Source organism: Pacificibacter maritimus, assembly GCF_003814915.1.
Classification (GTDB): Bacteria; Pseudomonadota; Alphaproteobacteria; order Rhodobacterales; family Rhodobacteraceae; genus Celeribacter; species Celeribacter maritimus.
Genome location: NZ_RKQK01000001.1, coordinates 698,161 through 711,506 on the forward strand (window position 1 = coordinate 698,161; position 13,346 = coordinate 711,506).

The following is a 13,346-nucleotide window of genomic DNA, read 5'->3' on the forward strand; positions in this document are numbered from 1 at the left end:
TGTTCTTATCCGCGTTGTTATCCGCCCAAAGGTCCTGTCACAAGGTTTTGGTACATGCCCCACATTGCAGTGACGAAAATCGACATCATGCCAATCACTTGCGTCTTGAACCTATGGAATTTCAAAGTCTCGAACAAAGCCGCCCCTTGCAGGGTCTCACTGCGGATTTTGCGGGCAGTTAAAACATTCATCAAAGCCACGCAACACATTGGAAAAGCTAATAAAAATGTCGCTTGCGCAAATTCAACACTATAGAAAATTCCCAAAGAAAACAGTACAGTAAGCCCTGTGCACACAAGCGCCACCGAAAACAGACCCGTTACTTCGGCGATGTTCAGCAAACGGTTGATGTTGATCCTCACCAAGGTTTCAATATCTGCCTGTTTTTCGCCGCCTTCTTTTGAGGCTTTTTGCACCAAATCAAAAGGTACACCCAGAACGTAGTGAGATGTGGCAGACCACAAAACCGCCAAAGCGATCCAGTACCATAGGTTTGAAAAGGATCGCATATCGATCACTTCAAAGATAGTTTGATAGAGATTCAAAACTGCAACTCTTTCTGATCGTTATGCCGTCTTTTGACGACTTTATGCTGTGGATGCGGCGATTCCTACCCTTGAAGCAGAGGAAAATCCATGGCACCTGATAATCTATAGAAAATACATCGATTTCCTGCAAAAAGGACACGCTATGCCTCGCACTGTTGCTCCCTATCCGTTGACGCGTCTACGCCGCACACGCAAGATGAGCGCCCTGCGCGGTTTGGTGCGTGAAAATGCCCTTGAAGCCCATGATTTGATCTGGCCCGTCTTTGTACAAGAGGGCGAAAACAAATCGACGCCTATCGTATCGATGCCTGGCGTCAACCGTTTGTCGATTGATCTTTTGGTACAATCCGCCAGCGAAGCCTATGATTTGGGCATTGGCGTAATCTGCCTTTTTCCGTATATAGAACAAGATCTTAAAACCGAAGATTGTGCGGGAGCTTGGGCAAGTGACAACCTGATCAACCGCGCCATTCGCGCCCTGAAACAGGCCTTGCCCGACTTGGCCATTATGACCGACGTGGCACTAGACCCCTATAACATCAACGGCCATGACGGATTTGTTGTAAACGGTGAAATCGTCAATGATTTGACGGTTGAAGCCCTCGTGAAAATGGCCGTTGCGCAGGCGGAAGCAGGCGCTGATATCATCGGCCCGTCTGATATGATGGATGGGCGCATCGGGGCAATTCGCCGCGCCTTGGAAGTGGACGGTCATTCGAACGTGACGATCATGTCTTATTCGGCCAAATATGCCTCATCATTCTACGGTCCGTTTCGCGATGCTGTCGGGGCCTCTGGCGCGTTGACAGGCGATAAAAAGACTTATCAAATGGACCCCGCGAATGCCGAAGAAGCCATGCGTTTGATCGAACGCGACCTGACCGAGGGCGCAGATATGGTGATGGTGAAACCTGGCATGCCTTATTTGGATATCTGCCGCCAAGCCCGTGATACTTTCGGTGTGCCGACCTTTGCCTATCAGGTGTCAGGCGAATATGCGATGATTTCGGCGGCTGCTGAAAATGGCTGGATTGACCGTAAATCGACCATTTTAGAAAGCCTGATGTGCTTCAAGCGTGCGGGATGCAGCGGGATTTTGACCTATTTCGCGCCCGAAGTGGCAAAACTTTTAAAATCATCCGATTAAAGCACGGGTTTTTCGCCGAAAATCGCACCAAATGCGCTTTGGTCATGACAAAATGGAAAAACCATGCAAAATACGGGTAAACAAAGATAAAAGAGGCTTTAAAGCTTCGTGAGCAATGATGCCTTCGGGCAAGAATATAAGGGCAGCCCTATGACACAATCCGTCGTTACGCGAAAACCATCCCTCGGCAACCGCCGCACATTTATGATCGGTCTTGGGGCCACCAGCCTTTTGGCGGCCTGTAACAATGGCCTCACAGGAAATGGCGGCCCACGGATCGAAGCCCGCGCTGACGCATCACTGGATTACCTGTACAACACCTACCCCAACACGCGTGACCTGCGTGAAAAATCCGTTGGCATGTTGGTCATGCCCTTGGTGACAAAAGCGGGTCTTGGTGTTGGTGGCTCTTACGGGCGCGGCGTCTTGCGGGTGAATGACGTAACGGTTGACTATTATTCCTCAACTCAGGCCTCGGTTGGTTTGCAGATCGGCGCCCAGCAATATGCGCATGTGCTGTTTTTCATGACCAATGATGCCTTGGCGACCTTCCGCAGATCATCAGGTTGGGCCGCCGGTGCGGATATTGAATATGCATTGAACAACCGTGGTGAAAACCTATCCGCGGAAACCACAACATCACGGTCGCCTGTGATTGCAGTGGTGTTTGGTCAAGCAGGATTGATTGCTGGCGCCACGGTTGAAGGCATCAAATATTCCCGCATCATTCCATAGATCGATGCGGAATTATCAAGCAAAAAGCGCACCTTACGGGGCGCTTTTTACGTTTTAAGTTAACTTTAGAATTATATCAGCGCTGCAAATTATATCAGCGCTGCTAAGTACGTTAAGGACCTCTAGGTTAAGGAACCGTATCTTCCAAAACGCCATCCACGCTCATCTGAGCATAAAGCAAGCCTTCGCGCAAACCACGATCCGCAACCGAAAGACGGTCAGTTGGCCAGATGCGCAGCAAAGCTTGCAAGATCGCCGAACCAGACATGATCAAATCTTGACGGTCGCGACCAATGCGCGGATCACGGCGGCGCCCTTCTGGACCCAAGCTCAGGTAATTGCGGATCACTTTATCAATCTGCTCAGAGGTCATACGCAACCCGTCAACTTTGTTGCGGTCATATCTGCGCAATCCTAAATGCGACGCCGCAACAGTGGTCACCGTGCCCGACGTGCCAATGATCTGAAATCCTTCGCGGCAGGCATCATTGGCATAGGGCGCAAAGCTGGCCAGTTTTTCTTCGAACAACCACGACATCAGTGCAAAGCGTGCGGAATCGTCATCCACATCGTTGAATTGATCTTTGAGCGTGGCGACACCCAAAGGCACCGAAATCCAATCCACGACTTTCGCATGTGGAAAAGGACTGTCGGCGTTTTGGAAGCCTCGGTGCAGACGCATGATCGCACGTGGGCGTTCAATCGGCGGCACGGATGACAAATCGATCCAGACCAATTCCGTAGACCCGCCGCCAATATCCACCACCAAAAGCTGTTCGGTTTTTGTCGACACCAATGGCGCGCAAGAAATGACGGCCAAGCGCGCTTCTTCTTCGGGTTTGATGATTTCGAGTTCGATCCCCACTTCGCGGCGCACTGCACGCAGAAAATCACGCGAATTGCGTGCACGACGGCAGGCTTCTGTCGCCACCAGACGCATGTGTTTCACTTCATGCTTTTCCAGCTTTTTACGGCAGACTTTTAGCGCTTGTATCGTGCGAGAAATCGACGATCTGGACAAACGGCCAGACTTTTCCAATCCCGCGCCAAGCTGGACGGATTTTGAAAAACTATCAACCACATGAAACTGACTGCCTTTGGGTTGGGCAATCAACATGCGGCACGAATTTGTACCAAGGTCCAGCGCCGCATAGAGCTGCGCAGGATCGACTTTTGCAGGTGCGAGATGCTCGACCGCTTTGGGGAACGCGACCGCACCAGTGGGACGCTTGGGCGCCATATTACACGCCCTCCTTTTTGAGTTATCCCCATCTTACGCCCAAAACCAAAACCCCTGCAAGGCCTGTGATGTGCTTTCACGATGTTTGTGATCCAACGTGACGAGACCCGTGATTATTCATAACCTTCTTGAGAATTATTCCGATCACCTGACCCTTGCTGTGACTGGTATTGAAACGCGGATTTCTTTATGAGTTTGCGCAAGCAAGGCCAAGACTGGCCCAAAAATTCTGAATACTCACGAGGCCCCTATGTCTGAACTGACACTTATTTATTGGCGCGACATTCCTGCACAGGTGCGTGTTGGACGCGGTCGAAAAGCCGCACGCGCTGTATTGCCAGAACGGTTCGAACAAGCAATCGACCGTGTTGCCATGCGCATTGGTGCGACAGATGGTGATGCCTATATGGCCGAGTGGCGCGATGTATCAGGCGGCGACGTCACAGGCGATCTGCAAGCCGCGGCGGATGCGAAAGCCGCTGAACTCGATGCAGCCTTTGATCAAGCCACACTCAAGGCCTATGTCGACAACGAAGGTCGCGCCCCAGACGCCTAGCGCATCTGGCCGTAGCAGCCCCCACAGTATTCGGCCAAAACGGCCACAGCATTATATAAGGACGCCCCACATGACCCGCACTGTGATCGAAAGCAAAACGAAAACCGTCACCATCGGTTTTGACGAACCCTTTTGCGTGATCGGCGAACGCATTAACCCAACAGGGCGCAAAAAGCTGGCAGCAGAACTGGAGCTGGATGATTTTTCAACCGTCGAACGCGATGCTATCGAACAGGTGCTTTGCGGTGCCACGATTTTAGACATCAATTCCGGCGCTGTCTTTTCCAACAAAATGGCCCAAGACCCCCGCTATGCTGACAACAATTTTGTTGAACCGCCTTTGATGCGCGAATTGATCACACGGGTGCAAGCGATCGTTGATGTCCCCTTATGCATCGACAGCTCTGTGCCTGCCGCTTTGGAAGCGGGGCTTGAAGCCTCAGAAGGTCGCCCGCTGTTGAATTCCGTTACAGGCGAGGAAGAACGCCTCGAACTGGTTTTGCCATTGGTGAAGAAATACAACGTGCCTGTAGTGGCGATTTCTAACGATGACACAGGTATATCAGAAGACCCCGATGTGCGCTTTGCTGTTGCCAAAAAGATTGTTGAACGCGCAGCGGACTTTGGAATTCCAGCCCATGATATCGTGGTGGACCCCTTGGTGATGCCGATCGGCGCAATGCGCACAGCTGGTCAGCAGGTGTTCACTTTGGTACGCCGCTTGCGCGAAGAACTGGGTGTAAACACAACATGTGGCGCCTCAAATGTCTCATTCGGTCTACCAGAACGCCATGGGATCAACGCCGCCTTTTTGCCGATGGCCATCGGCGCTGGCATGACTTCCGCGATTATGAACCCCGTGCGTTCACAAGAAATGGAAGCCATCCGTGCCGCCAATCTTTTGATGAACCACGACCCAGACGGCACACAATGGATCGGTTTCGCGCGCATTTTAGAAGCCATGAAAGATGGAACATCCTACCCTGATGCCGCCAAGGCAGCCGCCGCTGGTGGCGCAGGTGGTGGTCGTCGTGGTGGCGGGCGTCGTCGTCGTTAAACTGTGGTTTCAATACGCAAAAGGAATTCGATATGTCGCGCCTGATCGCTTTAAACAAACCTTTTGATGTCTTGTCGCAATTCACCGACAAAGGCACCGAAGGCAGCACGCGCGCGACACTTTCGAAATTTGTCAAGGTGCCCGCGGTTTACCCCGCAGGGCGGCTTGATCGCGATTCCGAAGGGCTTTTACTGCTCACAGATGATGGCGCTTTACAGGCGAAAATATCGAACCCGAAAAACAAAATGCCCAAGACCTATATCGCGCAGGTCGAAGGCGATTTGACCGATGAGGCCATCGATCACCTGCGCCGCGGTGTGGAGTTGAAAGACGGTAAAACCCGCCCCGCCAAAGCGCGCAAAATTGCCGAACCAAAGATGCTTTGGGAACGTAATCCGCCTGTGCGCTACCGAAAATCCGTGCCTGATAGCTGGCTTGAACTGACAATTTCAGAGGGCAAAAACCGTCAAGTGCGTCGCATGACAGCCCATGTGGGCTTTCCCACCTTGCGTTTGATCCGTGTGGCCATCGGCCCTTGGACCATTGCGGGGCTTGAAAGTGGCGCGTGGCGTGATCTTGATCCGAATGATCTAAAATAGTCGAAAAGAGTACCTCCCGTATGACTGATGCATCTCAAGACCCGCTTGTGATCTTTACGCCCTCAGGCAAACGGGGGCGCGTGCCTGCGGGCACGTCTGTATTGGCCGCAGCGCGCCAGCTTGGCGTTGATCTGGATTCGGTTTGCGGCGGGCGCGGCGTCTGTTCAAAATGCCAAATCCAGCCATCATATGGCGATCATTCCAAACATGGGATAACCGCCAAAACCGATGCTTTGACCGATTTCAACGCCGTTGAGGAACGCTATGATCGTGTGCGCGGGCTGAAAACGGGTCGTCGCTTGGGCTGTCAGGCCTGTGTTCAAGGCGATGTCGTTCTGGATGTGCCAGCAGAAAGCCAAGTGCACAAACAGGTCGTGCGCAAAGCGGCCACGACCCGCCACATCGAAATGGATACAGCCACGCGGCTTTACTATGTAGAAGTGGCTGAAGCCGATATGCATGATCCATCGGGGGATTGGGAACGTACGCAGATTGCCCTGAAAACCCAGTTTGATCTGCACGGCGTCACCCTGCCCTTTGCTCAGCTATCCTTACTGCAAAAAGCCCTGCAAGACGGTAAAAACACCGCGACTTTAGCCATTCACACAGCCCGCGCAGGTCAGGCCAAAGTTGTGGGCATCTGGCCCAGTTTTACAGAACCAAACCTGTTTGGTCTCGCGGTAGATCTGGGATCAACCACCATCGCGGCGCATTTGACGAATTTGGTAACGGGTGAAGTCAAAGCGTCAGGTGGCGTGATGAACCCGCAAATTCGTTTCGGCGAAGACCTTATGTCACGCGTGTCTTACGCGATGATGAACGAGGGTGGCGAGAAAGATATGACCTTGGCCGTGCGTGACGCCATGAATGGTTTGGCGCAAGATTTGGCCCAACAAGCAGGCATCGAAACCAGCGATATTTTTGAAACCGTCTTTGTCATGAACCCCGTAATGCATCACTTGTTGCTGGGTCTTGACCCTATTCCCCTGGGCCAAGCCCCCTTTGCTTTGGCCACATCAAACGCCCTTGATATCACGGCTGCGGATTTGGACCTGAATTTGGCGCCCCATGCCCAAGTGTATATCCTGCCTTTGATCGCTGGCCATGTGGGTGCAGATGCCGCGGCCGTGGCCCTGTCTGAAGCGCCGCAAAAGGTTGATCCACTGACGCTTATTGTCGATGTGGGCACCAATGCCGAAATCTTGTTGGGCAATAAAACCCGCGTGCTGGCCTGTTCATCGCCCACGGGGCCTGCCTTTGAAGGGGCGCAGATATCCAGCGGGCAGCGCGCCGCACCAGGCGCAATCGAACGTGTCGAAATTGATCCCATCACCAAAGAGCCAAGGTTCAAAGTGATCGGCTGCGACCTCTGGTCAACCGATCCTGATTTTTCAACCCAAATTGCGACAACAGGTGTCACAGGGATTTGCGGATCGGGCATCATCGAAGCCGTGGCAGAAATGCGCATCGCTGGACTGTTGGATGCGGGCGGATTGATTGGTTCAGCCGAGCAAACGGGTACCACGCGTAGCAAACCCACAGGTCGCACCCATTCCTACCTTATCTTTGATGGGTCCGAGACGGGCGGCCCTGTTGTAGAAGTCACCCAAGGCGATATTCGTGCCATTCAATTGGCGAAATCCGCCCTTTATGCAGGGGCGCGTTTGCTGATGGATGAATTTGGCACTGATAGCGTTGACCGCGTGGTGCTTGCGGGCGCTTTTGGCGCTCATATTTCGCCAAAGCACGCGATGGTTTTGGGCATGATCCCCGATTGCGCTTTGGAACATGTGACATCCGCAGGCAATGCGGCGGGCACTGGCGCGCAAATCGCACTTTTGAACGTCGCAGCACGCCGCGAGGTCGAAGACTTAGTGCATAAAATCACCAAAGTCGAAACAGCGATTGAGCCGCGTTTCCAAGAACATTTTGTTGCGGCCAATGCTATTCCTCATGCGACAGCGCCGTTTTCGGGCCTGCGTGCCATTGTGCCCCTGCCCGATCCATCCTTTAATTCAGGCGGATTAGACGGCGCACGTGGACGTGGGCGCAGACGGCGCGGATAATCTTATCGTCAGGGCGGTGTCGCAGGCGTTCCACCGCTTGACGCCTGCCCTTTGACGCCGTAATGAAACCAAATGAGCGGGTATGGTGAAAAGGTATCACGGCAGCTTCCCAAGCTTTAGTTACGAGTTCAATTCTCGTTACCCGCTCCAGACTTTCCAAAACATCAGACAGGCTGCTTCAGGTTCCATATACTGCCGAGCGCTGTGATTTTACGCGCTCGATACGAAAAGACCCGCAGAAGTTATTCTACGGGTCACATCATACAGGACTGAATTTGTTATACTTTTAGGAATTTCACCAAATTCAGGGTTGATCCGTCTTTGCCTGCACCATCTTGTGCCCCTGCCAAGACAGGTTGCAATGCCACAGCCAGTTCTTTGCCCAGCTCTACGCCCCATTGATCAAAAGAATTGATGCCCAAAACAACGCCTTCAACGAAGACACGGTGCTCATAAAGCGCAACAATCTGTCCCAAAACATAGGGCGTCAGCTTGTCATAGGCCAAAGTCGTCGTTGGACGGTTGCCCGGGAACACACGGTGATGTGCTTGGCGATCGAGTTCATCCCCTTCAAAGCCTTTTGCGGCCATCAACGCACGCGCTTCTTCAAAGGTGCGGCCGCGCAGCAGGGCTTCGGATTGGGCCAAACAGTTTGACACCAGTAGTTCGTGATGATGTTTAAGCGACGCTTCATGCCCGTAACGGCCCACCATAAATTCACACGGAATAACGCGCGTGCCTTGGTGGATCAGCTGGTAAAAAGCATGTTGGCCATTGGTGCCAGGCTCACCCCAGACAACAGGGCCTGAATGATAAGGCAATTCCTGACCATCCATAGACACGCGCTTGCCGTTACTTTCCATTTCCAGCTGCTGCAAATAAGCAGGCAGACGCACCAGACGTTGCTCATAAGGCAAGACCGCGCGCGTTGCATAGCCGCAGACTTGGTTGTGCCAAATCCCAGTCAAAGCCAAAAGCGCTGGCAGGTTTTCATCCCATGGGGCGGTTTTGAAATGCTGATCCATGGCTTGGGCGCCACGCAAAAACTGTGCGAAATCTTGAGGTCCAATCGCAAGCATCAAAGGCAGGCCAATAGGCCCCCAAACGGAATAGCGCCCGCCAACCCAGTCTTCGAAACCAAAAACCAAATCGGGATCAATGCCAAAGGCGGCGGTTTTATCGCGCGCAGTTGATAGCGCTGCGAAATGACTGGAAATGCCTTCTTTGCCCACATGTTTCATCAACCAAGACTTAGCCGTTTCGGCATTGGTCATCGTTTCGATGGTGGTAAAGGTTTTTGACGCAACAATCACAAGCGTTGTCAGCGGGTTAAGCCCTTTAAGCACGTCATGGATATGCGCGCCATCGACATTGGATACGAAATGGCACCGCGGACCATCGGCATAGGGTTTTAACGCCTCATAGGCCATTACAGGACCCAAATCAGAACCGCCGATGCCGATATTCACTACATCTTCGAAAGGCGTATCCGCGGATGAAGTGATATCGCCGCGGCGGACGCGATCAGCAAAATCATCCATACGCGCCAAAGTGTGACGCACAGATTTCATCACGCCCTTGCCATCAACCATGACATCATCGCCATCCAGATTGCGCAAGGCAGTGTGCAAAACGGCACGCCCTTCGGTGTCATTTATGGCGCTGCCTTCAAACATTGCGTCACGCTTTGCGCCGACACCTGTTTCATCCAGCAAAGCAATCAAACCGCTGCGTTGGTCTTCATCGAGATTGGTTTTCGAGTAATCAAACAACAGCCCATCAGCCTGCGCTGAAAATCTATCAGCTCGATCAGGGTCTGCAGCAAATAGGTCCAAAATCTTGCGCTGATCTTGGGCGGTTTGAAGGGCTTTTAGATGTGAAAAATCTGCGGACATTTCATTTCCTCTCAGGCGTAATTTCTGCTTATTCGGGCAGAGTTGAATTGCCCTTAACGGATACGAGCAAGTGATCGAAAGGACGCAAAATGCGCCCCTGCGTATTGATTTTATGGCGCCCAGTGCACATCAGCATGACGCAAGAACGCAGCTATGGGGGCTTCATCTGGGGACAGGTGTTGCGCCTTTTCGACCACTGAGCGTTTTTCATCGCCCGTGATCAAAATATGCGTTGAAACAGCGGTTTTCAGGGCTTTCGCAGACAGGGTGATACGTGGTTCTGGCGCACCAGGAGCCCGCATCGCAAGCAAAGTTGGCGCCGCGTCTGACAGGCCCAGTTCAAGTTGATCTGCGCCTGGAAAAAGACTCGCCGTATGCATATCCAAGCCCATGCCAAGCACCAAGACATCTAATGGCAATGCCGCGTCGATCGCTGGCATCAAGCTGTCCAAACCCTCTTCTGGTGTCGGGGTATCTGTGTAAAGTGGAACCAAAGTCGCCGCACTCGCAGCCCCCGTGATCAAACGCCGTTTCAGCAAGGCCGTGTTGGAGCGATCAGAGGTTTCAGGCACCCAGCGTTCATCATTCAAAATCACATCAACGCGGTCCCAATCCAAATGCACCCCCGAGAGCGTATCAAAAATCGGACCAGGCGTTGTGCCACCAGGCACAGACATAGAGGCGCGATCAGATTGCGCCAAGGCTGAGCGCAATTGCCCAGCAATCACATCCGCCAGTTCCAGCATTAGAATTTCGCGGTCTGAATATTCGATAAAGTTCATTCTTTGATCTCCCGCCATGCACGTTTTTCACGTTTCAACATCATGTCAGCATCGCTTGGCCCCGCAGACCCAACATCATACAACTTGGGCACGTCATTGCGTGCAGTCCAACCGTTGATCAAAGGATCCGTCCATGCCCATGCAGCTTCGACTTCATCGCCGCGCATAAACAAGGTTTGGTTGCCGCGCATCACATCCATGATCAGCCGTTCGTAGGCGTCTGGCACATCCTCTTCGTCGCCCAAAGCATCCGCAAAGGACATATCAAGCGGCACATCTATCAAACGCATCCCGCCTGGGCCTGGTTCTTTGATCGTCACTTGCAGGGTGATACCCTCATTGGGTTGCAAACGAATACGCAACACATTGGCGTGTTTGCCTGCCTCTTCGCCGAAAATAGAATGCGGCGTTTCTTTGAATACGACAGCGATTTCTGACGCGCGGGCTTTCAGTTTTTTACCTGTGCGCATGTAGATCGGTGTGTTTGCCCACCGCCAGTTGGCGATTTCGCAGCGCAGCGCGATATAGCTTTCGGTGCGCGATTTGGGATCGCCTGCATCTTCGCGGTATGATTGTTCTGTCTCTGTCGCGTCATATTGGCCGCGCACAATGTGATGTGGCGCGATGGGTTCAAGGGCACGGATGACCTTGAGTTTTTCGTCACGCACAGCATCAGGATCGTATTTGCTGGGCGGTTCCATTGCGATCAAACACAAAAGCTGCATCAGGTGGTTTTGCACCATATCGCGCATGGCCCCTGCACGGTCGTAATATTCGCCGCGCCCGCCCACTCCGACAGTTTCCGCCACAGTGATTTGAATGTGGTCGATAAATTGCGCGTTCCACAATGGTTCGAACAAGATATTGCCAAAGCGCACAGCCATAAGGTTTTGCACGGTTTCTTTGCCAAGATAGTGATCGATACGGTAAATCTGGGTCTCATCAAAATGCTCCGCAAGATCGGCGTTCAACGCCTTTGCGGTTTCGAGATCACGGCCAAAAGGTTTTTCCACAACAATACGGCTGTCTTTGTCGGAAATCTCATTGGTGTGCAGACGCTCTGCAAGCGCACCAAACAGACTTGGTGCGACAGAGAAATAAAAGGATTTGACCACCCCATCACGCATGAGGCCTTTCAGCTCGGCCCATCCATCTTCACCTTTGGCGTCGATGGTCACATAGTGCAATTGGCCTAAAAACTGTTCGATTTTATTCTCATCGCAGTCGTTCTTTTGCGAGAACTCATTGATGGCATCGCGCACCATATCGCGGAACTCAGCTGTGCCAAAATCAGACCGTGCGGCCCCGATGATACGCGCATCCGCAGGCATCTGACCCGAACAGTAGCGGCGGTACAGGCCTGGCAAAATTTTGCGGCGTGCCAAATCGCCTGTGCCACCAAAGATGACCAGATCGAAATCGTCGACAGGAATAACCCGTGAGGCCATGTGCTTCTCCTTTTGTGCGCAGCAGAGCGCTGTTTTCCTGCGTCACGCTTTGTGCAAGCGATCTGCTGTGCTGTAGTTCGTTAGCGCTAACGCGCCCATGTTAAATGCGGGTTTAATGATGCATTTGCGCAAAGTCTAGCATCCGTTTTCCATTTCGTCAGCCAAAGTGATTGGATTTTTGCCTGACTTTAGGCCAAGGTCTGCTCTTATGAATACGATAACGATGGCGTGGCATAGGCAAAACCGCCTTTTCTATGGCATTACAAACGCATACCACAGTTAAAATGAACCTCAACGGGTGGATCTATGAAAGACTTCGATGCAGCACATCCTTCTTGGCCACATGGTGAAAAATTCATCAATCCAAATGTGACAGCCAAGGGTGAAAAACGCGCGACCGTGGCTTTGACCAATCCACAAACGCTTTGGTTCAACACGGGCACCCTTTGCAATATCACATGCGTCAATTGCTATATCGACAGTTCACCCAAAAACGATGCCTTGGTTTACATCACCACCGAAGAAGTCACCGCCTATTTGGATGAACTGGAGGGCCTAGACTGGGATTTGCGCGAAATCGCCTTTACTGGCGGCGAACCGTTTATGAACCCCGATATGATTGATATGACACGCGCTGCTTTGGCGCGTGGCTATGAGGTGTTGATCCTGACCAATGCCATGCAGCCCATGCAACGCCCCGCTGTTCAGGCGGGCCTTGTGGCTTTGAATAGGGAATTTCCCAACAAGCTGACCCTGCGGATCTCATTGGATCACTGGTCGCAAGAAAACCATGACGAAATGCGCGGGCTTGGCAGCTTTAGTCGCACATTAGACGGTATGGATTGGCTGCGCGATGCGGGTATTTCGATGGCTGTGGCTGCACGATCTTTGTGGCATGAAACTGATGCAGAGGCGCGCAGCGGATTTGCAGATCTATACCGTGCCCGCAACTATAAGATCGACGCGCAAAACCCTGCAATAACAGTGATTTTTCCTGAAATGGATGCCCGTGTTGAGGTGCCTGAAATCACCACAGAGTGTTGGGGTATTTTAGACAAATCGCCCGACAGTGTGATGTGTGCCTCTTCGCGGATGGTCGTGAAGCGCAAAGGCGAAGCCCCCTCCGTGGCTGCCTGTACTTTGCTGCCCTATGACCGTCAATTCGACCTTGGGGTGACATTGAAGGAAGCGCAAAAAGATGTGGCCTTAAACCATCCCCATTGCGCGAAATTCTGCGTGCTCGGCGGGGCGTCTTGTTCTGCGTAGAGTCGCC

General features: G+C 52.5%; 12 protein-coding genes and 1 tRNA gene. 8 read left to right on the forward strand and 5 right to left on the reverse strand.

The window, feature by feature from the left end:
- Positions 1-17: 17 nt before the first annotated feature.
- Entirely contained in the window at positions 18-545 is a 528-nt protein-coding gene (locus EDD53_RS03220; RefSeq protein ID WP_123791746.1) for a component of SufBCD complex, read from the reverse strand.
- A 145-nt stretch (positions 546-690) separates the two neighbouring features.
- On the opposite strand from EDD53_RS03220, the gene hemB reads away from it, so the two are divergent.
- Together hemB and EDD53_RS03230 are read left to right on the forward strand one after the other, a co-directional pair.
- Positions 691-1,695, forward strand: a complete 1,005-nt coding sequence (gene hemB / locus EDD53_RS03225) for a porphobilinogen synthase (RefSeq protein WP_123791747.1) — start codon at positions 691-693, stop codon at positions 1,693-1,695.
- Between the two features lie 150 nt (positions 1,696-1,845).
- A complete protein-coding gene (locus EDD53_RS03230) occupies positions 1,846-2,430 on the forward strand; it encodes a lipid-binding SYLF domain-containing protein (RefSeq protein ID WP_123791748.1) in 585 nt (194 codons plus the stop codon).
- A gap of 127 nt (positions 2,431-2,557) precedes the next feature.
- Here the strand turns inward: EDD53_RS03230 and EDD53_RS03235 are convergent, their stop codons facing one another.
- Complete coding sequence (locus EDD53_RS03235) at positions 2,558-3,670, reverse strand: Ppx/GppA phosphatase family protein (protein WP_123791749.1); 1,113 nt, start codon at positions 3,668-3,670, stop codon at positions 2,558-2,560.
- 250 nt (positions 3,671-3,920) lie between these two features.
- On the opposite strand from EDD53_RS03235, the gene EDD53_RS03240 reads away from it, so the two are divergent.
- The 5 genes from EDD53_RS03240 to EDD53_RS03260 all read left to right on the forward strand — a co-directional run bounded on the left by EDD53_RS03240 (position 3,921) and on the right by EDD53_RS03260 (position 8,098).
- A complete protein-coding gene (locus tag EDD53_RS03240) occupies positions 3,921-4,226 on the forward strand; it encodes a virulence factor (protein ID WP_123791750.1) in 306 nt (101 codons plus the stop codon).
- 70 nt (positions 4,227-4,296) lie between these two features.
- Entirely contained in the window at positions 4,297-5,283 is a 987-nt protein-coding gene (locus tag EDD53_RS03245; protein WP_123791751.1) for a methyltetrahydrofolate cobalamin methyltransferase, read from the forward strand.
- A 32-nt stretch (positions 5,284-5,315) separates the two neighbouring features.
- Positions 5,316-5,882: a pseudouridine synthase gene (locus EDD53_RS03250; RefSeq protein WP_123791752.1), complete on the forward strand. Its 567-nt coding sequence runs from the start codon at positions 5,316-5,318 to the stop codon at positions 5,880-5,882.
- Positions 5,883-5,902: 20 nt separating this feature from the next.
- Positions 5,903-7,948: an ASKHA domain-containing protein gene (locus tag EDD53_RS03255; protein ID WP_123791753.1), complete on the forward strand. Its 2,046-nt coding sequence runs from the start codon at positions 5,903-5,905 to the stop codon at positions 7,946-7,948.
- Between the two features lie 76 nt (positions 7,949-8,024).
- A tRNA-Gly gene (locus EDD53_RS03260) sits at positions 8,025-8,098 on the forward strand.
- A gap of 128 nt (positions 8,099-8,226) precedes the next feature.
- On the opposite strand, the gene pgi is transcribed toward EDD53_RS03260, so the two are convergent.
- From pgi to zwf, 3 genes are all read right to left on the reverse strand, one after another.
- Positions 8,227-9,843: a glucose-6-phosphate isomerase gene (pgi, locus tag EDD53_RS03265; protein ID WP_123791754.1), complete on the reverse strand. Its 1,617-nt coding sequence runs from the start codon at positions 9,841-9,843 to the stop codon at positions 8,227-8,229.
- A gap of 110 nt (positions 9,844-9,953) precedes the next feature.
- Positions 9,954-10,625 carry a 6-phosphogluconolactonase gene (gene pgl / locus EDD53_RS03270; protein WP_123791755.1) on the reverse strand — a complete coding sequence of 224 codons (672 nt, stop codon included), beginning with the start codon at positions 10,623-10,625 and terminating at the stop codon, positions 9,954-9,956.
- Positions 10,622-12,073, reverse strand: coding sequence for a glucose-6-phosphate dehydrogenase (gene zwf, locus EDD53_RS03275; RefSeq protein ID WP_123791756.1), 1,452 nt, complete (start codon positions 12,071-12,073; stop codon positions 10,622-10,624). Before zwf ends, pgl begins: the two co-directional genes overlap by 4 nt.
- 306 nt (positions 12,074-12,379) lie before the next feature.
- Between zwf and EDD53_RS03280 the strand changes: the two genes are divergently transcribed.
- Positions 12,380-13,339, forward strand: coding sequence for a radical SAM protein (locus EDD53_RS03280; RefSeq protein ID WP_123791757.1), 960 nt, complete (start codon positions 12,380-12,382; stop codon positions 13,337-13,339).
- Positions 13,340-13,346: the final 7 nt, after the last annotated feature.